Raw genomic sequence first — 24,808 nt, 5'->3', positions numbered from 1 at the left:
TCGGTGACCTGGGCGAACGCCGCACCGAACAGCTCGGCCAAGGTCTCGTCCCACTGGTCGGGGACCACGCCGCGCACGTCGTACGCCTTCACGATGTCCTCAAGTGGCTTGCTCATCGTTCCTCTCTGAAAAACGTGGGGCGGAGTGCGGTCGCTGGTGGGGCTTCATGCCACGAGCACCGTGGACAGCTCGTCGAGGTCGTCGGCGGGCATGCTGTCCAGGACGTAGGTGCGCAGCCAGGCGCGGAAGTCCTGTCCCAGTTCCTGGTGTTCGGCCGCCAGGCGCACCACGGTGCGCAGGTAGTCGGCCCGGTCACCGGTGTCGTAGCGGCGTCCGGTGAACACCACTCCGTGCACGGGGCCTGCACTGGTGCTCTGGGCCAACTGCTGCAGGGCGTCGGTGAGCTGGATTTCTCCGCCGCGGCCCGGGAGCAGGGTCCGGAGGACATCGAAGATGCCGGGGTCAAGAATGTACCGGCCGATGACGGCATAGTTGCTCGGCGCGGTGCGGGGGTCAGGCTTTTCCACCAGGTCACTGACGCGGACGATGTCTTCGACGTCGGTGGGGGCTGTCGCAGCGCAGCCGTACAGGCCGATCTGCTCGGCGGGGACCTCCATCAGCGCCACTACGCTTCCTCCGAAGCGCTGGTGCACCTCGCTCATGCGGGTCAGCAGCGGGTCCCGGGGGTCGATGAGGTCATCTCCCAGGAGTACGGCGAACGGCTCGTTCCCCACGTGGGGCGCGGCGCACAGCACTGCGTGGCCGAGGCCGAGCGGGTCGCCCTGGCGGACGTAGTGCACATCTCCCATGCTGGCTGATTCGCGGACGCGGGAGAGCCGGGTTGCGTCCCCCTTGCGCTCCAGCGCCTCTTCCAGCTCCCAGTTGCGGTCAAAATGATCCTCCAGCGGGCGCTTGTTGCGGCCGGTCACCATCAATATGTCGTCCAGCCCGGCCCGGCATGCCTCCTCCACGACGTATTGCAATGCCGGCTTGTCTACGACCGGGAGCATCTCTTTGGGAGTTGCCTTTGTCGCCGGGAGGAATCGGGTTCCGAGGCCGGCAACAGGAATAACTGCTTTTTGAATACTGGTTCGGCGCATGCCGATAACCATAGGATCTTTTCCTGAGGAGGGGAACGGCGTGCAACTGAGGTCAGCGAAAACGAGTGCCTTGCACGGTGAGCAAGTGTTTATTTCCTCAGTTGCACACGGAGCCCGTTACCTGGAATTAATTCGTCGCCGGTGGCGCGACTATCCTGCCCGGGAATCCTTAAAAGGGTCGCTGCGGTCCAGCTGTTCGGCGAATTCGTGCCAGGATTCAGCGCATTGCCGTATCGCGGCGGAGAGAGCCGGCATGCAGTGCTGCGGGATCGTGTTCAGAAGCTGGTTGCGTTGGGAGACGAAGACCGACCGCGTTTCCAGGAGGCGAAGCACCAGGCGCCCGGCGTCGGTGAACCTCAGGGAGGGGTCCTTGCGCAGGGTTTGCAGGGCGGTGTCAAAGTCCCGCAGTACCCGTTGGCCGGCGCCGTGCTCCTCCTGCGGTGTGTTGCGCAGCGATACCCCGGAGGTACTCGGTAGGGGGCGAGCGTCTGCTGTGCTGGCGGGCGTGTGCATCCGCTGCCGTGGTGGTACCGGGTCCTGGCCGCGGGTGAGCCGGTCGCGCACGTTGCGGACGGTGCCGGGTGAGATGCCGGCTGCCTTGGCGACCTCGCGCAGGGAGGCTGTGGGGTTCTGTCTTAGAAATTGCGCGGCCCGTTCGCGACCGGCCGCGCTGCTGACCGGTCGGACGCGGCCGTCCCGCCCGGTGCGGGCTGCGGGCATGGCCTGGCCACTGAATTCTCTCTGGCGGAGGTCAGCGACGGTCTTTGCAGAGAGTCCGGCTGTTTCAGCTATGCGCCGGTCGGACCAGGCTGGGTGGGAGGACATGATGCGGACGGCGGCGGCGGAGCGCTCCTGGAAGGTCAGGGGCAGCCCGTGGCGGACGTTCTTGCCAACCGCAAGGACGAAGGCATCCTCGTGGGTGCCCTCAAAGAGACGCGCTTCGATTTCTGTGTCGCCGCGCAGCTGCGCGGCCTTGAGCCGGTGCATCCCGTCCACGACGCGCATCGTTGGCCGGTGCACGGTGATGGGAGGTAGGCGGGCTTCGACCTCGGCGAGGGCTCGTACATGTTCGGCGTCGACGCCACCGCTTCGCGGTGAGTCAGACGGTGTCAGTAACGCCAGGGGGAGAGTCACGGTCTCCTGGTGCATTGCCAGCCAGAAGTCCCCCGTCGCCTGCTCCACCGAAGACAGCGTTTCGGCATCATCTGTTCCTGCAACGCTAGGCATCAAACCCGCTCCTCTACTTGGTGTGCGCGAGGAGAAGAGCCTGACCGTGCGACGTTGCACGGCAAGACAGAAGGCCGCGGTCTTCAGGTCAGCCTCGGAGGAGTGCGGGAGAAGGGATTGGCAGGCGCCCGTCTTGTCCCGTCTGCTTCCTTTATTGGCAGAACCCTGAAAACGTTGGCACACCCCCCACGCTGCCGACCGTACCGGGCGTGTCCCGGTGGAGGGTGGCAACCACTTCGCTCAGCCGATTAGTTAATATTGAATTAACGGAGGCACCTGGTTGTGCTGTTCCGCATTGCAGAACTGGTCCTCCGTGACGCGGCAGCGTGAGTGTAGCATGCACGATTTTACGATGCGGGAACATCTACATAGAGAGCTTGTGAATCCTACATGGTGGAACACGAGAGCGAGAGTGGCGGTCCCCGCCGCATCCAGTCCGTGGTACGCGCCCTCGGACTCCTGGAAGTGGTCGGGGCCTCACCCGACGGCGTCAGACTCAGTGACGCCGCAGAGGCCATGGGCCTCTTCCGCAGCACCGCACACAACCTTTTGGCGACCTTGGAGTCCTGTGGCTACCTGACCCAGCACTCACACGGCGGCCGATACTTCGTCACCGAACGTGTCTCCGAAATCGCCCGTGGGGCAGTCGGCAACGACGAGGCGCTACGCGCCCAGGCCCGGCCCGTTCTGGAGGAACTCTCCTCACTCAGCGGGGAGACCTGTTATCTCGCCGCCCCGGCCCTGCGGGACTACGTCTACCTCGACGCCGTAGAGTCGACGCAGCCCCTCAAACTCGCCGTCCCCGTCGGCGGGCGCGAGCCCTTCTTCGACACCGCCCTCGGTCATGTCCTGCTGGCTTTCTGTCCCGCAGCAGCCCAAGCCGCCAACAAGGAATCCCCTACCAAGTGGCAGCAGTGGCAGGATCGACTCAAGATCATTCGCGAGCGACAGTACGCCTTGGACCTGGAGAGCTTCCAGCCCGGCCTGTGCTGCGTAGCCGTGCCGGTCCGTCGGCAGGGCCGCGTACAGGCTGCCCTGGGTATCTCCGGCCCTGCCTCACGCCTGCCGCAACAGCGCCTGAATGACCTGGCCGCCACGGCACTGCGCGTGCTGGCGAATGCCGGCCTGTGACACCCTTCCCGCCCTCCGCGCAGCCATCGATCACAGGCGAGCGGTTCAAAAGCAGCAACCAGTGCCCGCGAGGATTTGCGCCGGCATCCGCGCTGTGCTCAACCACCGGTGCATAGACCGGTCCACCGGCCTCGAGCTATGTCCTGGTGAGCCTTCTCGCAGTCTGGCCTTCCATACGCCACCCCTCTGAAGGAAGGTCGGACTGCCCCCACTCAGACTTTTCGGCAGCGGTATACCCATCTCGCTCCGCGCATGGCGTCCGGGTCGGCCCGACTTCAGAGTGTTTCCGCCTTGAGGGCCGTATCAACTCGCATGATCGCTAGGCTGATTGCTCTGACAGCCATGGTGGAGCGTCTGGTTCCGTACGGGTTGTGGGAGTTGGTCCAGCGGTTTTTCCGGCTTCCCCAGTGTGTCTCCAGGTAGGAGGCCGACGCCGGCACGGCGACCGGCGGCTGCTGGCAGCGATCTTGTTCGTAGACGCGATGAGCTGTACGTAGCGGCAGCTGCCGTCGGGCTTCGGACCGTCAGGGCGGTCGTGCACCGGTGCTTCACCGAGTGGAGCCGGGCCGGGTACCGGGCAAGCTCCATCGCCTGGTCCTGGACGGGCTCGGCGCTCGCAGGACCTCGACTGGTCGCGGTGTGCGATCGACTTCGCGGACATACAGGGTGTACGAGCTGGCGGCAGGGCGTCGCCATCGGGCCTCTCCTCGGCCTCTCGCCTCTCCCGTACGTCGACCTGCCGCGTCCGCAGATCACCACCGGCTACCTGTGGAAACGCGACTAGGTCAACAACTGGCTCGGCGGCACGCCAGTCGCCTGGCTCGACGACAACTTCACCGCTCTCGACCACGCTTGGGCCGACGAACGCGCCATTGAAGGCAAGCGCACTCTTCTCGTACAGCCGGCCCCGTTCGCGGGGCTGCAGCCCGAGCACCGGGCATCGGTGGTCTGCTGGGCGGAGGCACTGCACGGAACGGTTGGGAGTGGGGCTGCCCTGCAGCATCCCGGCGAATCACTATGAATGATCCAGACAGTGGTACGTCGCCGGCCTCGGTCCGTCGCGGTGCGGCCGAACGGCGGGTATGGCTCGCGGCGAGGTGACCTGGTACCCCTTGGCCCGACTGAGGCGCACTGAAACCGCGCACGGTGCACTCGACGGGATGAACCGGTGTGCCGCTGACCTGCTAGTTATGACGAAAACTTCACCGTAAGAGTGAAAGCGGAGCAAAGCCTCCGAATCGCGTTTGGTTTTCTGAGACTGTCGGGCAAAACCGGTGCATCGAGCCGGGGTTGAGCGCGGCGGGCGACGCGGCGCGCGGGGGAGGGTGGGCGGGCATGGCGAAGACGGCATACGACTCAGCGATCACGGCCACCGTGAGTGTGATCTTGGTGCTCAGCCTCGCCGCTTGTGCGGAGGATGCGGCACGCCCGACAGAAAACAAGGGGTCGAACAGCGCCGGAGCGGTCGAGCCGTCCGCGTCGCCGACACCCAGCCCGACGCACGGCGCGGAGGAGAGTGCGGCGATCGCCGCATACCGGGCGATGTGGGAGGACGCGGCAGCGGCTTCCCGTACCTCGGATCCGAAGCATGCCCGGCTCGACGACCACGCCAAGGGCGGGGCGCTGACCTTGTTGCAGTACACGATGAGACAGGCGCATAAGGCAGGTACGACTGGGCGCGGTGCGCCCGTCCCTGCACCCGATGTGGTGAAGGCGAGCGCGACCAAGGTCGAGCTTCGGGACTGCGTTGACGGGTCCGACTGGGTTCAGGTCAAGCAGAGCGCTTCGCCGGATGGGTTGTCCGGTGGGAGCTACCGCACCGAGGCGACCGTCGTCCTGTCCTCCGGCAAGTGGAAAGTGTCCGACCTGTACTGGGAGGACGCGGGAACGTGTCTGGACTGAATCGGTGGCTACGAGCCGATGAGGCTGCAATTTTCGTGATGGCTCTGACGGCGCTCGGAGGATTCGCCGTCGTTCCGTCTTGGGCGCGTGGGGACGGGGACTCGTACATGGGGCTCTCCGCAGGTGTGAGATGCCGAGCGGAGCGGTGTGAGGTCGGTGCGCGCAGCGAAGGACGGTTGCAGGGGGCGGGGAAGTCGGGGCATGGTTCGGCGCCGTCTCTGCAGTATTCCCAGCGGAATGCCGCAATGGGCGGCGGTGGTCGTCCGGAAGCTGGACCTCCAGTGATCGAGTCCAGTGGGTGGGCGTTCCTTCCGCGCGGTGGCAGGGTGCTCATGGCTCGCTTCGATGGGGATGGTCCGAAGGCTGGTAAAGCTCAGAAGGGTGATGGTGGGCAGAGGCCGGACCCTGCTGTTGTAGCGAAGCAGGTCGTGCGGCAACTGGTGCTTTCTGAGCCGGTGATCCGGATGAACCCCGATGAGAAGCACGCGCAGCTAGTTCGGGTGCCGACCTGGATGTGGCTGGACCGGGCCATGTGGCAGCCGGTGACGGAGACCGCGAAGGTGCCGGGCCTGACGGTGACCGCGACGGCGATACCCCAGCGTGCGACCTGGGTGATGGGTGACGGCAAGACGGTGGCGTGCGAGGGCGCGGGGACGCCGTACTCGGCGAAGTACGCGGCGGATTCTGCGTCTCCGGACTGCGGGCACACCTATCTGCGGTCGTCGGCGAGGCAGCCGGACGAGGCGTACACCGTCTTGGTGACGGTGTTCTGGGATGTGACGTGGCACGGCGGGGGCGAGCAGGGCGTGGTCCCGGGCCTGCAGTCCCAGGCGGAGGCGCCGGTACGAGTGGCTGAGGCGCAGGCGCTGGTCAGGTCCTGACCGCCGGGCGGTAGTTGGTGGGTCCGGTGCCGGGCACGGCGCGGACTTCTTTGTGAACGGCTCCTTCTTGAGCGAGTGGGTGGAGTGTGGGTACCTCTTTGTCTTCTTCCAGGTCGGCGAGCGCGAATGGTGGGTGGGCGCGGCTGCGACTACCGCGGCAGTCGGTCGACGGGCCGCCTGCCGGTGGTGGGCCGGTGGGGGAGCGTCGCCGGTGGCGTCCGGGTCTGATCGCGCTTGGGTTGGCCGGCGCGATCGCCTGCGCGGGCGGTGTCGCGTGGATGGTGGGAAGAGCCGGGGAGCGGCAGCCGGTGCTGGCTGTGGTGCATCCGGTTGCGGCGGGCGCGGTGATCGAGGCGCGGGATGTGGGCGTCGTACGTCTTGGTGTCGATGACGCCACGCAGGTGGTCCCGGCAGGGCAGCGGGAGGCTGTCGTGGGGCGGCGAGCGGTCGTGCCGCTGGTGGCTGGTGAGCTGCTCGCGCTCGGGCACGTGGGGGACTCGGCGGAGTTCCCGCCGGACGGGCAGGCGCTGGTCGTCGTCGGTGTGGAGCCGGGGATGCTGCCTGCAGGACTGGCTGCCGGTCAGCGGGTTGCCGTGGTGCCGGGCACGCTGCCGGACGGGCGTGCCGCTGATGAAGGAGAGGCGGAAGCGCCGGATCCGGTACTGGGCGTGGTGAACGCGGTACGGCAGCCGCAGTCGGCATCCGGTAAGGGAGCGGTGACCGTGCTCATGGACGCAGGCGCGGTGCGGCGCGCGGCGCAGTTGGCCGATCCACGGATCGCGGTGCTGAGCGACTCGGTTAAGCGGGTGTCGTGATGCGGCAGATCGTGGCGATCGGCTCGCTGAAAGGGGCACCAGGGGTGAGCACGCTCGCTCTGGCGCTCGCCGCGGCGTGGCCGGCTGATGGGGCACGCCCCGTGGTGGTGGAGGCGGACGCGGCCGGTGGCGATCTCGCCGTACGGTTCGGGCTGTCGGACATGGCGGGGCTGCTCACGCTCGCGGCCGGCGCCCGCCAGGATGGTGCGGAGGCGGGGCTCGACGGCTGTACTCAGGAGGTCCCCGGCGGCCTGCGCGTGGTGGTGGCCCCGACCGGAATGGATCAGGCTGCGCCCTGCGTCGCGGAGATTGCGGCGCACCCGGCGGTGCTGCGCGGCGAGAGCGACAGCGAGGGCACCGTGCTGTTGGACCTCGGGCATCTCGGCGCGGCGGCGTCGCGGGAGCTGGCTCAGGCAGCGGACCAGTTGGTGCTGGTGACTCGGGGCAGCAAGGACGCGCTCGCTCATGTCGCGGCGCGCCCCGAGTGGCTGGCAGCAGCCGAGCCGGAGCTGGTCGTGGTGGGTGAGTGCCGCTACGCCGAGGCCGACGTCGCCAAGGCTCTGGAGATGGAAGCGGGTCAGAGCCACTTGGTGCCCTGGGACGCCCGGGCCGGTGCCGCACTGGGTGGCGCGGGGCGCCTCTCCGAGCGGCGGTGGCGCCGCTCACCCTTGGCGCGAGCTGCCGCCCGTTTGGCCCGTCACCTGGCAGGAGTGGAGACCGGTAGTCGGGGCGGCGGACTGGCCGAAGAGCTGGCGCAGGTCGCCACGGGGGCCCTGCACGGGCCGGCCCTGGACCCGGCCGGGGAGGGAGGAGCTCGATGACGGAGCACGCGGTCGATGGGCAAGCATTCAAGGGCCAAGTAATCGAGGGACAGTCGGTTGCCGAGAAGTTCCGGGAGAACATCACTCAGGCCCTGACCGGTTTTGCGCACGCCCGAAGTGAGGCCGGGCTGCCGGTCCAGAACAGCAACGAGCGTCGGTCGCTGGCGAAGAAGCTGCTTGCCGATGAGATCGCCTCGCACAATCAGGGACGGCTCCGCCTGGGCAGACCCGCCATGAGCGACGGGGAGCGGCAGGCCGTCGAACGTGCGGTGATGGAGAAGCTGTTCGGGCTTGGCACGCTGCAGGAGCTGCTGGACGACGAGCGAATCGAAAACATCCAGATCAACGGTGCGGACAACGTCTTCGTACGTTATGCCGACGGAACCGAGGAGCAGCGTGGACCGGTGGGCGCCACCGATGCCGAGCTGGTCGATCTCGTACGGCAGATCGCGGCGCGCTCGGGGCTGGAGGAGCGGCGCTTCGACCGTGGATCTCCCAGCCTGAACATCTGCCTGCCGGACGGCTCGCGGTTGTTCGCGGTGATGGCGCTCTCACACCGGGTGGGGCTGACGATCCGCCGTCACCGCTTCAAGCGCGCGACCATGGATGACTTGGTCGACCGGCTCGGTGTGTGCGACCGGCGGTTGGCGGCTTTTCTGACGGCACTGGTGCTGGCCCGGAAGAACATCATCATCGGGGGCGGCACGAACGTAGGGAAGACCACGCTGGCCCGCGCACTTGCCTCGGTGATCCCGCCCCATGAGCGACTGGTGACGATCGAGGACACCTTCGAACTCGGACTGCACGAGGACCAAGTGGCGCACCCGAACGTCATGGCCCTGCAGGCGCGCGAGGCGAACCTGGAGGGCGAGGGCGCCGTCGACCAGGCCGAGCTGGTGCGCTGGGGGCTGCGGATGTCTCCGGACCGAGTGATCGTCGGGGAGATCCGGGGGCCTGAGGTGGTGCCGATGTGCAACGCCATGAGTCAGGGCAACGACGGTTCTCTCTCGACGATCCACGCCTCCACCTCGCGCGGAGTGTTCACCAAGCTGGCCGCGTACGCCGCGCAGTCTCCGGAGCGGTTGTCGCTGGAAGCGACGAACCTGCTGGTCGCCTCCGCCGTCCATTTCGTGCTGCACCTGGGTTGGGACGCGGACGGGCGGCGCGCCATCGACTCCATCCGCGAGGTCGTGGACGCGGACGGTTCCCAGATCGTCTCCAACGAGGTCTACAAACCCGGCCCCGACGGGCGCGCCGTTCCCGGGGCGCCGGTACGGACCGAGACGTTCGACGAGCTGGTCGACGCCGGACTGGACGCAGCGCTGCTGCGTGGCGAGCGGCGGGGGAGGACCTCATGACCCAAGGGGTGGTCATCGGCCTGCTGCTGGGCGCGGGATTCGCCCTCTCGATCGGGCTCCTGGTGGGCGGGGCGCTACCGCGTCCACCCGGCGAACCGTCTACACGACGACGGTTCCGGCCGCCGCTCGGGACGAGCGGACGCCAGTGGCTGGCAGCCGGAGCCGCCGCCGGCCTGGCGGCGGTCATCACCGGCTGGCCGGTGGCCGCCCTGCTCACCCTCGTGGCGGTCCTGACCCTGCCACGGCTCTTGGGGCGAGACCGCCGAGCCGCGGCCCGTACCGCCAAGCTCGAAGCCATCGCGGTATGGGCGGAGATGCTGCGCGACACCCTCTCGGCTGCCGCGGGTTTGGAGCAGGCGATCCTGGCCACGGCTCCTGTCGCACCGCCTGCCCTCCGGGAGGAGACCGCGCGCCTGGCGGCTCGCATTGAGGACGGGCAGCCGCTGGGCGAAGCGCTGCGGGCCTTCGCCGACGAGATGGACGACGCGACCTGCGACATGGTCACCGCCGCGCTCGTCATGGCCGCCGAACACCAGGCTCGCCAGCTCGCCTCCCTCCTGGGGCAGCTTGCCTCCTCGACTCGGGAGCAGGTGACGATGAGGCTGAAGATCGATGCCGGACGTGCGCGAGTGCGGACCTCGGTACGCGTCATCACCTGTACAACCCTGGGCATGGCCGTGGGCCTTGTCCTCCTCAATCGCCCCTACCTTGCGCCCTACGGAACCGCCGAGGGACAGCTCGTCCTGACGCTGGTGGGCGGCCTGTTCGGCCTCGCTTTCTGGTGGCTGATGAAGATCGCCGCTCTGGAGGAGGAACCCCGAGTCCTTAGGAACGTACGACTCGCCTCCGGGGAGGTGACCCCGCGGTGACGGCGATTCTCCTTGGGCTCGGCCTCGGTGGCTTCCTGGTGTTGACGGTGTACGGCATCAACCCGCCCCGAGCCTCCCTCGCGGACACCCTGGCGCAGCTCGGCAGGCCCCTGGCCCCCGTAGTTACGCACAGCGCCGGAGCCAGCGGGCGTGGAGAGTGGGCATCCCGGCTGGGGCGGCGCGCCGTACCCCTGCTGAAGGCGTGCGGGCTTCCCACGGAGGGCCTGCGCCGGGACCTCGCCGTCGCCGAGGTGCCCGTCGAGCGCCTGCTGGCGGAGAAGGCCGCCGCCTTCCTTCTCGGACTGCTCGCGCCGAGCGCTGTCTCGCTGTTGTGCTGGACGCTCACCGGGAGTGGGTTGGGTCTGCAAGCGACAGCGCTGAGCTCCTTGGCTGTCGGCACGGTGCTGTTCTTCGCCCCGGATCTCTCGGTACGGAGCGCCGCCCGGCAGCGCCGCAAGGAACTGCGGTACACCCTCGCCGTCTTCCTCAACCTGGTGGTCATCGCGCTGGCGGGCGGTGCCGGCATCCACCAGGCGCTCACGGACGGCGCAGGGGGCCTGCATGGATGGGGCGCGGCTCAACTGCGCCGGGCCTTGACCGCAGCCGAGGTGGGCCGCAGGAACGTCTGGCACGAGCTCGGCGACCTCGGTGCCCGCACGAGGGTGCGGGAACTGGCGGAACTCGCGGCCACCGTCTCACTCGCCGGCAGCGAGGGCGCCAAGATTCGTACCTCGCTGGAGGCCAAGGCCGCTTCGATGCGCACGCGCACGCTTGCCGACTCCGACGGCGCGGCCCAGTCCGCTACCGAACGGATGTCGCTGCCCGTGGTCGTCCTCTTCGGAGGCTTCCTGATCTTCATCGGCTATCCGGCCCTGCAGAACGTTCTGGCAGGGCTGTAGCAACCCCCACATCACTTTTCGCAGAGGAGTCGTCGTGAACGTTCGTGCAGCCAAGGGGCGGGCCCAGGCTTGGGCGCGGAAGGTCAGGAAGTCGATGGCGGAGGACGGCGGGTACTCCACGGAGACCGTCATCGTCACTGCCCTGCTCGTCGTCATGGGCCTTGCGGTCGTCGGCATCATCGTCGCCAAGGTGACGGCCAAGGCCAACGGGATCGACCTTGGGCTCGGGTAGGCGGTCGCCGAGGTGGCGTGGCAGGCGACGTACGGACGGCACGGACCGGGGTGCGGGCACGACCGAGCTGGTGATTGTGGTGCCCCTGCTGATGCTCCTGCTGCTGTTCATCGTGCAGTTCGCGCTTGCTGCGCATGCGCAGCACATCGCACAGACGGCCGCCTCGCGGGCCTTGGCCGCGGCCCGCGCCCAGGATGGCACCGCCTCGGCCGGTGACGCGCGTGCTGCCGCGACACTGCGCCTGCTGGGCGGCCGCGTACTGACTCGTCCGAGTGTGGACGTTCGTCGTGGCGCGGAGCGTGTCGCAGTACGGATCCAGGGCGAGGTCCTCGCAGTCGTACCCGGCTTGCACCTACGGGTGGCCGGGCACGCGGCCGGACCGAGCGAGCGCTGGACGGCGGGGTGAGGTGGCATGCGGCTGTGGACACGCCCGACCGAGGCACCGGACCGCGGATCGGCCACCTCTGAACTCGTCCTGGTCACCCCACTGTTGATCCTGCTGGCCCTGGTCGCGGTGGCCCTCGGCAAGCTCGCCGGTGCACGACTGGACGCCGACGAGGCAGCCCACCAAGCCGCTCGGGCTGCTTCCCTGGCCCGCTCCGTCGGCGAGGCGCGGGCTGAAGCCGAGGGGGAGGCTCGGCGCAGCCTGGCCGGGGCAGGGTCCTCCTGCACGAGTCCTCGCGTCGCTCCGGCCCTGGGCGGCTTCGCCCCGGGAGGGCTGGTGCGCGTGACGGTGACCTGCCGCGCCGTCCTGGACGTACCCGGGATGTCGAGCGTGTCCGTCACGGCGTCGGCCGCCTCCGTAGTGGACCGGTACCGAGGGGTGGAGACATGAGACGAACGAAGCGGCGGTGGGTACCGCGCGGCGACTCCGGGCAGGTGACGGCGGTCGTCGTGGTGTCGGCGGCCGGACTCTTTCTGTTCGCCGGGCTCGTCATCGACGGCGGACTCGCGCTGGCCGGCAAGGTACGAGCCGCTGACACCGCGCAGGAGGCCGCCCGCGCCGCCTGCCAGGAGGTCGACCTGCCGCACCTGCGCGCCACCCACCGCATGCGGCTGAACGCCCCTGCGGCCAGGGCAGCGGCCTCTGCTCGTGTTGCTGTGGTCGGCGACACGGCCCGCATCCATGTGACCGGGGACGAAGCACGGGTGACCGTCACCCACGTCCAGAAGACCCAGGTTCTTTCGCTGGTCGGCCTGGGCCGTCTGACGACCACCGCGTCCGCCACCGCGCACCTTGAACGCGGCGCAGCGACCCCCTGGGACGAGGACGGGAAGGAAGACAGCTGATGCCATCGACCGCGCCATCTCGTCGTACGGCCCGTCGGCTGGCCGCCGCCATACGGTTCCTCGCCTCGGGCAGCGCTCTGGCCGCCGCCGTAGCCGGCATCCCGTACGTACTCATCGTCACGATCGGCGCGCCCTGGCCCGACCCGATCGTCTCCCTCGACGATCTGCTGACCCGCCTGGGGCAGCCGGTCAGCGACCCCTTCGTGCTCCAGCTCTTCGCGCTGGTGGGCTGGGCCTGTTGGGGATACTTCATGGCCACTCTGGCGCGCGAGGCTCTGTGGCTGGTCGGACGCCTGCCCGCGCTCGTTCTCGACACGGCACTCATGCGGCAACGCGCCCGGAGCCTGCCGGTGCACCGGGCCGCCGCGACCCTCCTCGTCGGTACGCTGCTCCTGGCCATGATCGGCATATGGCGACTGCCCACCGCGCAAGCCACCGCCGTCGGTTCGGGCCCTGGTGCGGAAACCGTCGCCGCTGTTGCGCCCCGGCACGTGGCCCCGAAACAAGAGGCTCAGCCCGAGTACACGGTCTACGTTGTCCAGCGCGGCGACACGCTCTGGGGAATCGCTGAACAACGCCTCGGCGACGCGCTGCTGTGGCCGAAGATCTACCAGCTGTCCTGCACCATCCGGCAGAGCGACGGGAGCCTGCTCTCCGACCCGGACTTGATCAGACCTGGCTGGAGACTGCACCTGCCCGTCCCGCCCTCGACCAGCCCCTCGTCGCCTCCGTCCCGGGCCGAGGCCCCTGACCAGTCTCCACGACCGCCGACTGAGGCCCCGAAGCCCGACAGGTCACCATCCGCCGACCACGCTGAGCCTGCGGAACCGCCGCAGTCCCACGCTGACAGCGACCAGCAAAGCCAAGAGCAAGACGAAGATCAGAGCACAGGGCAACGCCCGGTGGCGGTCCCGATCGGTACGGCCTCCGTCATCGGTGTGACCACCGCTGCGGGCATTGCCGCGGCCATCGGCCTTGCCCGCTGGCGTGCTGCCCGCCGCCGTTCACCGCGCATCGATGACCTCGCTGCGCCGCTTCAGGACGACGACCTGCTGCTGAGTGACGCGCTGCACCGCAGTAACCAGGCTCACCTCAAAGCCCGCGCTGCTCGGCACCACGATGCCGACTCTGTGCCGCGGCGCCTGGCGCCGGCCGAACCCGGACAGCCCGGTACGGTCGCCATCGCCGAGAAGGCGGGCCGTGAAGTACGCATCGAGGCCCTGGCCCACGGCGGTGGGGTGCAGTTGACCGGTCCGGGAGCCGAAGGAGTGGCCCGTCATCTGGCTATCGCCATCGCCGGGGCCGCCCTGCGCCTGCGCCCCGCTTCACCCGGGGTGTCCCTGATCACGGACAAGACGTTCCTGCACCGGCTGCTGCCACGAGCGCAGGCGTACACCGGGGGACAAGCCTGGACGGTTACTGATACGGCCGCCGAGGCCCTGGAAGCCGCCGAACACGCCCTGCTGGAACACGCTCGCTCCGAACAGGCCCTGACTTCCGACTCGTTGGACCAGGGCGTACCTGCTCTGGCGGTTTTGCTGTTGGACGGCGCAGGTGTCGAATCGACGCGTCTGTCCGCGCTTGCTGCGCGCGCTGCTCCCGGTCAACTCGCCGTGGTCAGTGTCGGTTCTCGCGGTGACCTGGTACGCCACCGGCTCACCATCCAGGCGGACGGTGCGGTCTCCGGTCCCATCGCGGCTCTCGATAAGAGCACCATGTTCCTCCTCGCACCCGAGGCAGCCACCGAGATGCTCGACACCCTGCACGCCGCGCACGGTCGCCAAAGCCCGCCTTCCTCCTCGCATGACGAGTCAGAGGACCCCGAGCCGGAACCTGCTCCTGCTGCGGCCCCACAGCGCGAAGAGCGGCCAACTCCCACGGCCACGGGTGCCCAGCAGAACCAGGACCCTGGCCAGGCGCGCACCGTACACATCCGCCTCTTCGGAGGATTCAAGCTGTTCGTCCACGGCAAGGAATGCGCGCTCGCTGACACGAGAAAAGAAGAAACCCGAGAGTTCATCGCGTTGCTCGCGGCGCACCCGTCTGGGCTGCGCGGCGAGGAGATCGCCGAGAAGATGCAGCTGTCCGACGACCCTGTCGAGGCAAAAGCGGAATTGGAAAATCTCCGACGCGCTGCTCGGCGCGTCTTCCGTACCGCCACCGGAAAGAAGGAGGTGGCCTTCGTCGTACTCAGCGGGCAGGTGCACCGCCTCGATCCGCAATACGTCTCCACCGACGTGGCCGCCTTCGTGAGCGTCCTCAAGCAGGTCACCACGGCGGACTCCCCGTATGCGCGCGCCTCGGTCCTCCAGCGTGCCGCCGACACTTACTCGGGCCCGTTGTGCGATGGCGCCGACTACCTGTGGGTCCACGGACTGCGCGCGGAGCTGCACCGGCGGGCAGTGGACGCACTGATGCTGCTCGCCGAGCACACGAGTAAAAACTCCGCCGACCCCGAACCTGCCCTTGCCTTGCTCAACCAGGCCGCCGACCTCGACCCCGCCAACGAACACGTCTACCGGCGCATCATCCGTCTCCAACTGGCCCTTGAGCGCGACGATGCCGCCCAGCGCACCCTGTCCCTGCTCACCGAACGCCTTGCCGGCATTGACGCCGAGCCCGAGCCAGCGACGCTGGCGCTGTTGCAGGAGAGGCACCAACCGCCGAGGAGTCGAGTCGCGGCCGGTCGGTCGTCGGGGCGTGGCGCATCCGTCAATCGTTGACGTCCGGCGATCCGTCCCAACTGGCGTCCTGCCATAGGGGTCCGTCCTGCCGTCCTGCTTGCATGGGAGCACCCCGCCGCCCGCATCGGCCCAGGTCAGGGCCCGGTCTGCCAACGCGGGCCGGGCCAGCCTGCATATCGGTACAAGTTTCTGTCCCGATCTGCTCACCCCTGCGGCCCGCCCGCCTACACGTGTACGTCTGGTGGCCTGCTCTTCCGCGTAATCCCTTTCCACTCTCAGTCAATGACATTTAATTCCTGCCAATTTCCTCTGCTCTTCTCCACTGCATGGCGTGCGGGGTCCCAGCTACCTGCTGGCACGCTGCCGAGCCGGCATCCGGGGCGGACAGAGGTTATGGGTACACACACTCGTTTTTCCGCTGAGGTCGGGTGCCTGTGGTGCCTTCGAAGCCGTCGCGCGGCGCGGTGCGCACGACGCAAGGGATCGTGAGTCCCCGAGGTCCCCTGAATTTCCGTCGTGAATTCACGAGAATTCCAGCATTATCAAGCCCAAATTCGACTTCAGGCGGGGCGCGAGTCGAGCTATATTTAAATTGTTCCCGAAAAGACCGGGAATGGAAATCCCGCTAATGAGGTCCGCCTGATATCGGATGACGGGTGAGGTTTGCCTAAAAGGCTCCGACTCCGTATTCGAATTGGCGCCTCCGTGAGTCGACGAAGGGGCTCGAACCATGACCGGTACCGCCGCACCTCCACCCCCGCCCTCCAGTCCAACGACGCAGGTGTCCACCCCCAGTACACAGAACTCCCCGATGGTGCCTCCCAGTTCGCCACCTGGCACGGGCGGCAAGGCGCGCCCGGGGGAGTTGCGCGCGGCGGTCGCGCAGGTTTTGGCGGCGAATGCGGCAGCGCAGTTCAGCGTCACGGAGCTGGCGAGAATGCTCGGGCACTCGGGAGGGGCGGTAGGCAATGCGTGCGAGACGCTCGTCTGCCGGGGCGAGGCGGAGCGCGTCGGCATGAAGCCGCGTATGTACAGGTCGACTTCGACCACGGCCACCGCCGCACAGCGCGCCGTACCGTCTCCACCGAGCCCGGGTGCCACGCCCCCGGTGCTGCACCAGGCCGCCCCGCAAACACCAGCACCTCCTCCGCCGTCGAACGGGCGCCCGCAGCCGGTCACCCGTCCCAACGGCCTGCAGTACCACCCCCGGGCGCTGGCGCAGCTGCCGGACGTCGAGGCCCTGCGCAAGCTGCGAGAGGCGCAGGTTGCCGTGTTGTTGTACGGGCCGCCGGGCACGGGGAAGACCTCGCTGATCGAGGCGGCCTTCCCGGACCTGATCACGGTGGCCGGGGACGGCGACACCACGGTCGGCGACCTGATCGGCGAGTACACCCAGGACGCCAACGGCGGCTACGAGTTCATCTACGGCCCCCTCGTGAACGCCATGCAGGAAGGCCGCGCCCTGCTCCTCGACGACGCCACCCTGATCTCCCCCAAGGTCCTGGCCGCCCTGTATCCGGCGATGGATGGACGCAGGCAGATCCAGGTCAAGGCGCACAAGGGCGAGACGATCACCGCAGCCGACGGCTTCTACGTGATCGCCGGGCACAACCCCGGTGTCCACGGCGCGGTCCTCACCGAGGCGCTCGCCTCCCGGTTCTCGGTACAGATCCAGGTCGGCTCGGACTACGACCTGGCCGCCTCCTTGAAGATCAACCGGACGGCGGTGCGGATCGCCCGCAACATCGCCCTCCACCAGCAGGCGGGCGACGTTGGGTGGGCGCCCCAGCTACGCGAACTGATCGCCTTCCAGAAAATCGCCGACGTACTCGGGACCGAGGCGGCCTTCGCCAACCTGGTCGGCATCGCACCGCTGGAAGACCGCGACACGGTCGCCGAGATCGTCACCAAGGCCATCGGCCGCCCGGTCACCGCCCTCTCCCTGGGCCGCCAGCTCTGACCGCTGGCCACAACCCGCAGCCCCTTCTGGTTCCGGCCCCGGCCGGCCCCATCCCTGACTCCTGAAAGGACGATCAGCCATGCCCGTGATCCCGCACTTCCTGCCCTGCCCGCCCGCCGTGACCGAGATCGAGCAAGACCTCGCCCGCTGGGAGGACGACGGCGGCCCCTCCTACGAGCCCCGTACCCGCCCGCACACCGCGCAGTGGCTGCGCATCGCCGCAGCCCTGAGCGAACGACTTCCCGAAATCGCCGGGCGCGAGGACGTGATCGTCTCGTGCGAGGCAGGTACCCGCTCCGGCGCCCCGGCCGCCTTCTACCCCACCATCGCCCAACTGGAGATCGACACCGCCCTCTTCACCCCGCTAGCCCCGGCCACCATCGATCCCGCGCGGGTGGGAGACGAGGAGCGCTACCCGGTGGCCTGGGGCGCCTTCGTACACGAGGCCGCGCACGCCGCCCACAGCCGCTGGAGTGTGCCACCCCCGCTACGGGGCACAGCCCTGGACGCGGCGGCCCAGATGCTGGAGGAGTCCCGGGCTGAAGGCGCCCACCTGGATCGCCGTCCCGCCGACCGTACGTTCTTGCGCAGCGCCGCCCGCACCCTGATCCTCACCGACTTCGCCGCCGAGGCCCCCAGCGACCGGTGGCAGGCCGGATACGCCGCCGCCCTCGTACTCGCCCGCCGAGACGCCGGAGTCCTCGACGAGGACGAAACCCAGGCGCTGGAACACGCCGTCGCCCACATCCTCGGCGCCGACCTGCTGAGCACCCTCGCCGGGATCTGGACCGCCGCCCACACCACCGCCGACGATGACGGGCCAGGGATGCTGGAACACGCCAAGGCATGGTGTCAGGCCCTCGGCGCACAGCCGGATCAGCCCGAACCTGCGCCGGACGGTACGGGCGGCGGGCAGCGGGGCGAACTGGCCGAGGCCATCGGTAAGGTCACCGCCCAGGTGACCGCGAACGAGGCCGCGCAGAGGTCGGCGCAGGCCCGAGTCGATGCCGCCCGTCCGGCCCGGACCCACGCGAAGGCCGAGAAGGCGGCCCAGGAGCGCCAGGCCGCGAAGGTCGCCGAGAAGGTCTTCACACCCGGGGCACGGCCCTTCACCCCCGACGCCAAGCGGGGGAGGGGCCGCCGGGTCACCTCCCCGGTGACCGGAACCCGGCCGCCCACCCCGGCCGAGAAGGCGGCTGCCGGGCAGCTGGCGCGAGCCCTGCGGACCGCCGCCTACCGGGAGCGGGTCGCCACGGTCACCGCCTCGGCAGCCCCGCCAGGGCGCCTGAACATGCGCGGCGCGCTGGCCAGGGACGCGCAGAGGGCGGCCGGCGCCACCCCCACCGCTCTGCCCTGGATCCACACCCAGCGCCGCCAACTCCCCACGCCACCGCTCCGCGTGGGCATCGCCGTGGACGTGTCCGGCTCGATGCGCGCCGCCGCAGCTCCTATTGCCTCAGCCGCCTGGATCGTCGCCAAGGCAGTCGCGCTGACGGACCCGGACTCCCGTAGCGCCACCATCGCGTACCGCCGCTCCCTGACCGCCATCACCGCACCCGGCCGCGCCCCGACACGGGTGACCGAGTTCGACGCGGACGGCGGCGGCCACAGCCTCGCCGAAACCCTCGACGCCCTCATCGCCGCCCTCGCCCTGACCACCCCCGGCGCGGGCCGCCTCCTGGTCATCGCCTCCGACGGCCACTACCGCCCCGAAGAAGCCGCCCCAGCTGCCCAGCGCATCGCCGCCCTGCGAGCTACGGGGTGCGCGGTGCTGTGGCTCGCCTTCGACCCTGACCCTCGCCCGTTGCCCGGCACCACCGTCCTCGAACTCGCCGATCCGGCGCAGGCCGCCGCTGCGATCGGTAAGGCCGCCACCGTTGCTCTGGCCACCACCTGACCCCCGGACCTGGCTATGCGACTGTTCTTGGTATAGCTCAGGAATGGTTCTCGAAATCCCGCTCGATCATTGTGATCGGGCGGGATCTTGGCGCTTCCGAGTTCGTTCGACGTGCGTTCGGAGTGGTGTCCGGCGCGATCGGGGGACACGGCGGTTGTTTGGCAGAGGATCGGCCTGGGATTCGGGAGGTTTTGGGTGCGCGAGTGGGCGCTTAGCACTGGTGGGCGTGCGAGCGTCTGGCTCGCCGTAGGCGTGGTCCTGTTCATGAGTTCCGGGGTCTGGCGCACATTCTGTGAGAAGCGGCGTAGCCACCGCCTGCACGGCGGTTCGTCCCACGGCGAAGGCAAGCTGCTGTGCTGCGGTGGGGCTACGCCTGGGCCTTGACCATCCGCCAGTCGCCGACGTTACTCGACCGGTTCCAGTAGGTGCTGGTGCACACGTCGTACTTGCCTTGGTTCGGGGATGGATTGCCGCCGTTGGTCTCCAGGAAGCTGCCGGTGGAGGCGTAAAGGTTCCACAGGATGACGACATCGTTGACGCGCACGGCACCGTCGGCGGGGGCCGAGGTCTGGGCGAAGATCCGCCAGCTTGCGGTGCCGGAGTCAGCCCGGTCCTTCTCCTTGTTGGTAGACACGTCGTACTGGGCCGCCGCGGTCTGCCCGGAGGCGGCTCCGCCGTTGGTGTCCAGGTACCCGCCGTCGTTATAGAGATTACGCAGGTGGATGACGTCCCCGCTGCGGACCGGATCGCCGGCCTTCTTCCCAGCGGCGGACAGTAACTCCCAGGTACCGGTGCCCTTGTCGCGCGTGGGTGAATCGGCAGTGCAAACCCCGTACATGGCCCCGGCACCCGCGCTGCTGCTGCCGTTGGTGTCGAGGTACCCGCCCTTCCAGCCGTTGTAGCCGTTTTGGATGTGGACCCGGTCGCCGTACTTGAGCACGTCCGTCATGGCCGCCCCTCCTTCGATGAGTAATCCGTAGTGGTAGACGGGGCCTGAGAGCCGTCACCAACGGGAAGCCAGGCAGCGAACGGCAGATGGCAACAGAGACAGATCCGGCCAAGGCCGCAAAGGCGCCGACCGTCCTCACGGAATGCGTGCTCAGAACCGAGTTCCGACAGTGGTTGTGCAGTAGTTGGGGAGGCGCCCGTTTTCATGCCGGGGTCGATGTTCACGAGAACGGGAGGTGCCCTGCCCGACTGAGCCCTCGGCCCGGCAGGGGTGGGGCGTCCTCCGTAGCTGCGGGCCCTGCTGTCGGCGAAGCCGCTGGTCCAGGTGGAGCGCCCCAGGTGATGCGAGAGCGGATGGCCTGGAGGAAAGCGGTGAGCGGCGGTCGTACTCGAGCGCGATCCAGTTGCACCGCAGACGGGTCATGGGCCGAGGACGCCCGCCGGCTCGGGGTGTTCCGAGGCGATGGCGAAGAAGCCTTCCATATGGAGGATGGCGGCACGTCGTGCGCAGCCATGTGCAAGGGATGCGATTGGTTGTTACGGACGGCATGGCGGTCCGACCGCAGGTACGGACCGCCGCTGTCATCGCGTACGCACCGCACCGCCCGCCTACGGGCTGCGACAGCCGAAGGGACATCCCGCCCATGACCACCACTGCGCTACCCGGTCCCTACCGCTTGACCATCCCCTTCTCCTCCCGGATCAGCGCCGACCTCGCACCGGCCCGTGACCGCCACCTTGAGTGGATCGATTCCCGGGGGCTGTGGCGGGACCCCGAGGTCGCAGCCGCCCACCGTGCGGCGGACTTCCCCGCCTTCTGCGCCCGCACCTACCCCTGGGCGCAGGGCGAGGCCCTGGACCTGGTCAACGACTTGCACGGGTGGGCTGGCTCTGGGACGACTCACTCGACCGGCCCGGACCCGAGCAGGCCGACACCGAGCGCGTTGCGGACCAGCTCAGTGCCTTCCGCGACGCCCTCTACGGGCGTCCCGCCCGCCGGCCGGAAACGCCGCTGGTCGCCACCTGGCGTCACCTCGTGCAGCGCCTGGCCGCCCGCACAAGCCCGACCTGGCAGGCCCGTCACGCGGCGCACTGGGAGGAGTGCTACGCCGGGTTCCAACAGGAGGCCCGCAACAACCGCGCCGGCCGCATCCCGACCCTGGAGGAGTACCTGCCGCTTCGCCGGGGCGCCAGCGGCATGGACATCTGCCTCGACTGGGAGGAGGCGGCCGGCCGCTACGAACTCCCCCTCAACATCCATGCATCGAAGGATCTCCTCGCCCTGCGCCAGGACTGCGTGGACGTCGTCGGCATGACCAACGACCTGTTCTCCGCACGCCGGGAATGGGCGGACGGCAACACCGACAACATCGTCCACGTTCTGTCCGCGCACAACGACTGCCCCTGGGACGAAGCCGTCCGCGGCGCGGAGAACATCATCAACGCCATGGTGGAACGCCATATCGAAACCGAACAGCGGCTCCTTGCCTCCGACCTCTACCAGAGTCTTTCCACCGCCGAGCAGGCAGACGTACGGCGGTTCACCGACGCCATGAAGTCGTGGATGCGCGGCAGCTACGACTGGCACCTCACCTGCCCCCGCTACCGATGAACGGACACGGCAGGAACCTGAACAGGCTGCTGCCCACCTCCTCTTGCGCGCTGGTCAGGGCGCAGGAAACACCGCCTACAAGATCACTTAATGGCCCGTTTCTGACGTCCCGGGCGAGGTCGCCAGTTCACGCCCCTGCTTGGCCCACGAGGAAGGCCGGGTGACTCCCGAACTCAGGTTCTGGTCCAACTTCCGTGGTCCACCACGCAGAGTGACGGTAGTCGGCTCCTCTCCGTCCTACCCCTGCCGCTTACATCTCCTCTCGTTGCAAAGCCCGTGCGGGTGATGCCTCCAGCTCCACGTAGGCCCTACCCGCCTTGATCGTTTCCAGGCTGCAGCGTGGTCGTTACGCATGGTGCGGCGCCGCTGTGCCATGGCGGCGCCTACCGATGACGAGAGAGGACCTACCCATGAAGTGTCTGAAGTCCGCGGCCATCGCCGCCGGAGCCCTGGCCGCCGTAAGCGTCGCGGCACCCGCCGCTCACGCCGCACCCGAGGACGGCCTGGGAGGACTCACCAAGCAGCTCACCGGTATGCTGACCGTATCCCAGTTGATGGCCGGCCAGGGCCTAGGCGGGTTGACCGGGGGAGCCACCCCGCTGAGCACCCTGCCCCTGAACTCTCTGCCCCTGGGCAAGTGAGCCTGCCGCGCGGCTGGCGGCGGGTTCGCCCCATCGCTGGCCGCGCGGGTATTGCTCAGCCGACAACCATGCCACGGGACGTCCGGACGTCACCCCAAGCGGCGGTGCCACAGAAGCTGAGCCAGAACCCGAAAACACCGACATAGCCACTGCGCTGTGAGCACAACTGCGTCACCGACGACAGCGCCGGGATCGAACTGCGACTGATCGACGGCAGCTGGTATCCCTTCACCAGGACGTCTCAGTCAGCCAGCTGGGCACCCGTCGCCGGCGCGGCGACCCTCCCCACCGCGGCCTATGCGGCGGCGCGCCGGGCCCTGCGCAGCCGACAGTGCTGAACGCTACGGTTCAGTTGTGCGGTCCTCGCGGGTGCACAGGTGGGCGGCCGGGCAGGCTTCGCATCCCTGGTGGTCCACCAGGCCCGTGGCGTCCACCTCGGCGAAGAGCGCACGCGCACGTTCGGTCCCGTCGACGCCGTCGAACAGGCCGTACTCCTCCGGATCGGGCTCCTCGAGGTTCGCTTTGCACGTCCGCATGTACATCAGTGCCCCGAGCTCATCGACGCTGAGCCGCTCTTGCGCCACGTTCGGGATGCAGGTGGAAGGCACGTTCCCGCTCTCCGGCGTCCCATCGAAGATCCACGCCTCGCCCGGCCGATTCGGCCTGCCCGCGACGACACGAAGGAAGGGAATGTCCTGGTGGATCTCCACTAGCATGGCGCCGACAGCATGCAGCCGGTGAAAACACTGCCGCAGTTCACCGGCCCTGTCCGCCCCGCCCTGGACACGGAACCGGGCCGCCAGTTCATCCAGCGTCACGAGGGTCGCCTCGTTTTCCCCCATGGCCAGGCCCAACTTGCCGCCGTCGATGGCCATATCCAGCGAGATTGCCGCCAGGGGAACCTCGTAGTCGTACAGCGGCCCCAAGTCGGCCAGGCGGACCATCAGCTCCCGGGCCTCCTCGTCCAGCGGTGCATCCGCCGGCAGATCGGTGGCTGTCATGCCGCGCCGGACGCGGAACCACTCCTCATAGCCTTCGCCGGGCGGCTGCAGCTGACGGAGGCTGTACGGCGCAGCAGCCCGCTGACGGCGAGACTTTCGAGGTTTGTGTCGTCCCATGCCTCGGCAACGAGTACGGCCCGCTGTGGGTGACGCACCAGCGTGCTCATCGGCCGAGGCGAACGAGTGAAAAGCCCTTCCCGCGCGGCGGCCCTCCCACCTCGGGCCCTGGCGGGGCAGCGGCACAGGCATCGGCTTCGCGGCGGCGCGGGAAGGCATCCTCGATCACTGGGCTTATGCGTTGGCGTTCTACGAGAAGGCGTCGGCCTTGTCGTGGTTCACGGCCGAGGTCGACTGGCTGGCCCATGTGAAAAGGTCCGGCCGGCCCTCGCGGGAAGCGGTTGCCGGTCAGTGTGTTCCCAGTGCTTTAGGGGCGCACGCGGTTCGGCGGCGGCCCCTCCTTTGAGGGGCCGCCGCCGGAGCTTACGGCTGCTACTCGTTGCCTGTTTCAGTAGCGGACAGGCGGTAGGTGCGCGGCTTGTCGCTCACCGGCTCGGCGATGCCTTGTTTGACCAGCGTGGCCAAGGCGTTGGCGATGGCGCCCGAGGACTTCTCGATGACCCGGCTGATCCTGGTGGCGGTGAAGGCTTTAGTCGGGTGAGCCTGGAGGTGGTCGATGACCATCTGCCGCAGTGCTCCGGGTGCGAGGCGCTTCCTTTCGCCCGGCAGGGTGATGGCTGTCGTCGGCGCATCAGGTTGCGCGATGGGCGCTTGGGAGGCAGCGGGCGTGCTCCCGCTGTCCGGCGCGGGGGCCATCGGCTCGGTTGTGTCTGACGGGCCCTCTCCGCTGTTTGCGCAGTTCGCATCCGGCTTTGTGAGGCTGACAGAGACGAGCTCCGGCTGGGGAGTGACGGGTTCTGGATGGCTGCTTTGGTTGTTGGCGGCCTTGTGGGACGGTGCCGGATGCCAGCGGTCAGGGGTGCGGCGGGGGCCGTCATGGCTGCCGGGGCTTCGTACGGCCAGGCCGTGCTCTTCGAGGATCACCAGGGCCTTGCCGGCGGTGGAGCGGCCGAGGCCGGCGGCCAAGGCGAGTTCGGCAGTCGTGGCACCGTTCTCGGCGGTGAGGCCGACCAGTTCGGTGTAGATGAAGGCGGGTGCTCCGGTCAGTCCGGCCAGCGGTTCGGGGTCGGGGACGGCGTGTAGCGTGCGTGCGCCGTCAGGAGTGGTGTCGGTGTCGGACATGAGGGAACCTCGTTTCCGGTGTGCGGAGAGTGGTTGAGGTCCCCGGCCGGGGTGCGGCCCGTGGTGGGCAGCAGGGGCTCGCCGGGCGCGTGCGCAGCGCGTTTCTCCCGGGCGAGCAGGGCGGTGGTGCGCGCGGGATCGTGTATCCGGAACCCGCGCGGGTCCATCGACCACGACCATGGACGCTCGCTCCGTGCGGGAAGTCAAGCGGCTGGATCGTCCCCGGATTGGGCGAGGTCAGAGGGGCGTCGTAATGGCCTGGCCGATGCGGTGTAGTCGGTGCTGCCCGATCGGTGAGTGG

Annotated in this window: 22 protein-coding genes and 1 pseudogene; 18 read left to right on the top strand and 5 right to left on the bottom strand. The window is 68.7% G+C overall.

What is annotated here, in order from left to right; translation table 11 throughout:
- Positions 1–164: 164 nt before the first annotated feature.
- Together galU and AB0I82_RS33985 are read right to left on the bottom strand one after the other, a co-directional pair.
- A complete protein-coding gene (gene galU / locus AB0I82_RS33990) occupies positions 165–1,100 on the bottom strand; it encodes a UTP--glucose-1-phosphate uridylyltransferase GalU (RefSeq protein WP_363261337.1) in 936 nt (311 codons plus the stop codon).
- A 150-nt stretch (positions 1,101–1,250) separates the two neighbouring features.
- Positions 1,251–2,327, bottom strand: coding sequence for a ParB N-terminal domain-containing protein (locus AB0I82_RS33985; RefSeq protein ID WP_363261336.1), 1,077 nt, complete (start codon positions 2,325–2,327; stop codon positions 1,251–1,253).
- 390 nt (positions 2,328–2,717) lie between these two features.
- Between AB0I82_RS33985 and AB0I82_RS33980 the strand changes: the two genes are divergently transcribed.
- From AB0I82_RS33980 to AB0I82_RS33905, 16 genes and pseudogenes are all read left to right on the top strand, one after another.
- The gene (locus AB0I82_RS33980) at positions 2,718–3,458 is read left to right on the top strand and encodes an IclR family transcriptional regulator (protein ID WP_363261335.1); all 741 of its coding nucleotides are present in this window, start codon (positions 2,718–2,720) and stop codon (positions 3,456–3,458) included.
- A gap of 667 nt (positions 3,459–4,125) precedes the next feature.
- Positions 4,126–4,479: pseudogene (locus AB0I82_RS33975) on the top strand (hypothetical protein); the annotation flags it as partial.
- Between the two features lie 314 nt (positions 4,480–4,793).
- Positions 4,794–5,360 (top strand): hypothetical protein, encoded by a 567-nt coding sequence (locus tag AB0I82_RS33970; RefSeq protein WP_363261334.1) that lies wholly within the window; start codon positions 4,794–4,796, stop codon positions 5,358–5,360.
- Between the two features lie 464 nt (positions 5,361–5,824).
- A complete protein-coding gene (locus AB0I82_RS33965; RefSeq protein ID WP_363261333.1) occupies positions 5,825–6,241 on the top strand; it encodes a hypothetical protein in 417 nt (138 codons plus the stop codon).
- A gap of 239 nt (positions 6,242–6,480) precedes the next feature.
- Entirely contained in the window at positions 6,481–7,056 is a 576-nt protein-coding gene (locus AB0I82_RS33960; RefSeq protein ID WP_363261332.1) for an SAF domain-containing protein, read from the top strand.
- 44 nt (positions 7,057–7,100) lie between these two features.
- Positions 7,101–7,877 carry a hypothetical protein gene (locus AB0I82_RS33955; RefSeq protein WP_363261331.1) on the top strand — a complete coding sequence of 259 codons (777 nt, stop codon included), beginning with the start codon at positions 7,101–7,103 and terminating at the stop codon, positions 7,875–7,877.
- A complete protein-coding gene (locus AB0I82_RS33950; RefSeq protein WP_363261330.1) occupies positions 7,874–9,235 on the top strand; it encodes an ATPase, T2SS/T4P/T4SS family in 1,362 nt (453 codons plus the stop codon). Before AB0I82_RS33955 ends, AB0I82_RS33950 begins: the two co-directional genes overlap by 4 nt.
- On the top strand, positions 9,232–10,104 hold the full coding sequence (locus tag AB0I82_RS33945; RefSeq protein ID WP_363261329.1) for a type II secretion system F family protein: 873 nt from the start codon (positions 9,232–9,234) through the stop codon (positions 10,102–10,104). The genes AB0I82_RS33950 and AB0I82_RS33945 overlap by 4 nt, the downstream gene beginning before the upstream one ends.
- Entirely contained in the window at positions 10,101–11,003 is a 903-nt protein-coding gene (locus tag AB0I82_RS33940; protein ID WP_363261328.1) for a type II secretion system F family protein, read from the top strand. The genes AB0I82_RS33945 and AB0I82_RS33940 overlap by 4 nt, the downstream gene beginning before the upstream one ends.
- Before the next feature lie 34 nt (positions 11,004–11,037).
- Positions 11,038–11,235, top strand: coding sequence for a hypothetical protein (locus AB0I82_RS33935; protein ID WP_363261327.1), 198 nt, complete (start codon positions 11,038–11,040; stop codon positions 11,233–11,235).
- Positions 11,222–11,641, top strand: coding sequence for a TadE/TadG family type IV pilus assembly protein (locus AB0I82_RS33930; RefSeq protein WP_363261326.1), 420 nt, complete (start codon positions 11,222–11,224; stop codon positions 11,639–11,641). The genes AB0I82_RS33935 and AB0I82_RS33930 overlap by 14 nt, the downstream gene beginning before the upstream one ends.
- A gap of 6 nt (positions 11,642–11,647) precedes the next feature.
- Positions 11,648–12,070, top strand: coding sequence for a TadE/TadG family type IV pilus assembly protein (locus AB0I82_RS33925; RefSeq protein ID WP_363261325.1), 423 nt, complete (start codon positions 11,648–11,650; stop codon positions 12,068–12,070).
- Positions 12,067–12,525: a pilus assembly protein TadG-related protein gene (locus tag AB0I82_RS33920; RefSeq protein WP_363261324.1), complete on the top strand. Its 459-nt coding sequence runs from the start codon at positions 12,067–12,069 to the stop codon at positions 12,523–12,525. The genes AB0I82_RS33925 and AB0I82_RS33920 overlap by 4 nt, the downstream gene beginning before the upstream one ends.
- Positions 12,525–15,248: a LysM peptidoglycan-binding domain-containing protein gene (locus AB0I82_RS33915; RefSeq protein ID WP_363261323.1), complete on the top strand. Its 2,724-nt coding sequence runs from the start codon at positions 12,525–12,527 to the stop codon at positions 15,246–15,248. The genes AB0I82_RS33920 and AB0I82_RS33915 overlap by 1 nt, the downstream gene beginning before the upstream one ends.
- An 898-nt stretch (positions 15,249–16,146) precedes the next feature.
- Positions 16,147–17,169, top strand: coding sequence for an AAA family ATPase (locus tag AB0I82_RS33910; RefSeq protein ID WP_363261346.1), 1,023 nt, complete (start codon positions 16,147–16,149; stop codon positions 17,167–17,169).
- 79 nt (positions 17,170–17,248) lie between these two features.
- Positions 17,249–19,066: a hypothetical protein gene (locus AB0I82_RS33905; RefSeq protein ID WP_363261322.1), complete on the top strand. Its 1,818-nt coding sequence runs from the start codon at positions 17,249–17,251 to the stop codon at positions 19,064–19,066.
- A 367-nt stretch (positions 19,067–19,433) separates the two neighbouring features.
- Here AB0I82_RS33905 and AB0I82_RS33900 read toward each other — a convergent pair whose 3' ends face one another.
- The gene (locus AB0I82_RS33900; protein ID WP_363261321.1) at positions 19,434–20,015 is read right to left on the bottom strand and encodes a hypothetical protein; all 582 of its coding nucleotides are present in this window, start codon (positions 20,013–20,015) and stop codon (positions 19,434–19,436) included.
- Positions 20,016–20,894: 879 nt separating this feature from the next.
- Here AB0I82_RS33900 and AB0I82_RS33895 point away from each other — a divergent pair.
- Both AB0I82_RS33895 and AB0I82_RS33890 read left to right on the top strand, forming a co-directional pair.
- Positions 20,895–21,626 carry a hypothetical protein gene (locus AB0I82_RS33895; RefSeq protein ID WP_363261320.1) on the top strand — a complete coding sequence of 244 codons (732 nt, stop codon included), beginning with the start codon at positions 20,895–20,897 and terminating at the stop codon, positions 21,624–21,626.
- Between the two features lie 410 nt (positions 21,627–22,036).
- On the top strand, positions 22,037–22,267 hold the full coding sequence (locus AB0I82_RS33890) for a hypothetical protein (RefSeq protein ID WP_363261319.1): 231 nt from the start codon (positions 22,037–22,039) through the stop codon (positions 22,265–22,267).
- Between the two features lie 341 nt (positions 22,268–22,608).
- On the opposite strand, the gene AB0I82_RS33885 is transcribed toward AB0I82_RS33890, so the two are convergent.
- Together AB0I82_RS33885 and AB0I82_RS33880 are read right to left on the bottom strand one after the other, a co-directional pair.
- The gene (locus AB0I82_RS33885) at positions 22,609–23,268 is read right to left on the bottom strand and encodes a hypothetical protein (protein ID WP_363261318.1); all 660 of its coding nucleotides are present in this window, start codon (positions 23,266–23,268) and stop codon (positions 22,609–22,611) included.
- A gap of 489 nt (positions 23,269–23,757) precedes the next feature.
- Positions 23,758–24,507, bottom strand: a complete 750-nt coding sequence (locus tag AB0I82_RS33880) for a hypothetical protein (RefSeq protein ID WP_363261317.1) — start codon at positions 24,505–24,507, stop codon at positions 23,758–23,760.
- Positions 24,508–24,808: the final 301 nt, after the last annotated feature.

It is taken from the genome of Streptomyces sp. NPDC050315 (genome assembly GCF_040655775.1).
Taxonomy (GTDB): Bacteria; Actinomycetota; Actinomycetes; order Streptomycetales; family Streptomycetaceae; genus Streptomyces.
The sequence above is the reverse complement of the archived record's forward strand: the minus strand, read 5'-3'. Positions and strand labels throughout refer to the sequence as shown.

What these genes read in the sequence shown, in the direction of transcription:
- AB0I82_RS33970 (WP_363261334.1), top strand. Translation starts at nt 4,794, where the DNA reads ATGGCGAAGACGGCATACGACTCAGCGATCACGGCCACCGTGAGTGTG.
- AB0I82_RS33965 (WP_363261333.1), top strand. Translation starts at nt 5,825, where the DNA reads ATGAACCCCGATGAGAAGCACGCGCAGCTAGTTCGGGTGCCGACCTGG.
- AB0I82_RS33885 (WP_363261318.1), bottom strand. Translation starts at nt 23,268, where the DNA reads ATGACAGCCACCGATCTGCCGGCGGATGCACCGCTGGACGAGGAGGCC.
- galU (WP_363261337.1), bottom strand. Translation starts at nt 1,100, where the DNA reads ATGCGCCGAACCAGTATTCAAAAAGCAGTTATTCCTGTTGCCGGCCTC.
- AB0I82_RS33915 (WP_363261323.1), top strand. Translation starts at nt 12,525, where the DNA reads ATGCCATCGACCGCGCCATCTCGTCGTACGGCCCGTCGGCTGGCCGCC.
- AB0I82_RS33980 (WP_363261335.1), top strand. Translation starts at nt 2,718, where the DNA reads ATGGTGGAACACGAGAGCGAGAGTGGCGGTCCCCGCCGCATCCAGTCC.
- AB0I82_RS33890 (WP_363261319.1), top strand. Translation starts at nt 22,037, where the DNA reads ATGAAGTGTCTGAAGTCCGCGGCCATCGCCGCCGGAGCCCTGGCCGCC.
- AB0I82_RS33950 (WP_363261330.1), top strand. Translation starts at nt 7,874, where the DNA reads ATGACGGAGCACGCGGTCGATGGGCAAGCATTCAAGGGCCAAGTAATC.
- AB0I82_RS33985 (WP_363261336.1), bottom strand. Translation starts at nt 2,327, where the DNA reads ATGCCTAGCGTTGCAGGAACAGATGATGCCGAAACGCTGTCTTCGGTG.
- AB0I82_RS33920 (WP_363261324.1), top strand. Translation starts at nt 12,067, where the DNA reads ATGAGACGAACGAAGCGGCGGTGGGTACCGCGCGGCGACTCCGGGCAG.
- AB0I82_RS33925 (WP_363261325.1), top strand. Translation starts at nt 11,648, where the DNA reads ATGCGGCTGTGGACACGCCCGACCGAGGCACCGGACCGCGGATCGGCC.
- AB0I82_RS33945 (WP_363261329.1), top strand. Translation starts at nt 9,232, where the DNA reads ATGACCCAAGGGGTGGTCATCGGCCTGCTGCTGGGCGCGGGATTCGCC.
- AB0I82_RS33900 (WP_363261321.1), bottom strand. Translation starts at nt 20,015, where the DNA reads ATGACGGACGTGCTCAAGTACGGCGACCGGGTCCACATCCAAAACGGC.
- AB0I82_RS33905 (WP_363261322.1), top strand. Translation starts at nt 17,249, where the DNA reads ATGCCCGTGATCCCGCACTTCCTGCCCTGCCCGCCCGCCGTGACCGAG.
- AB0I82_RS33910 (WP_363261346.1), top strand. Translation starts at nt 16,147, where the DNA reads ATGCTCGGGCACTCGGGAGGGGCGGTAGGCAATGCGTGCGAGACGCTC.
- AB0I82_RS33880 (WP_363261317.1), bottom strand. Translation starts at nt 24,507, where the DNA reads ATGTCCGACACCGACACCACTCCTGACGGCGCACGCACGCTACACGCC.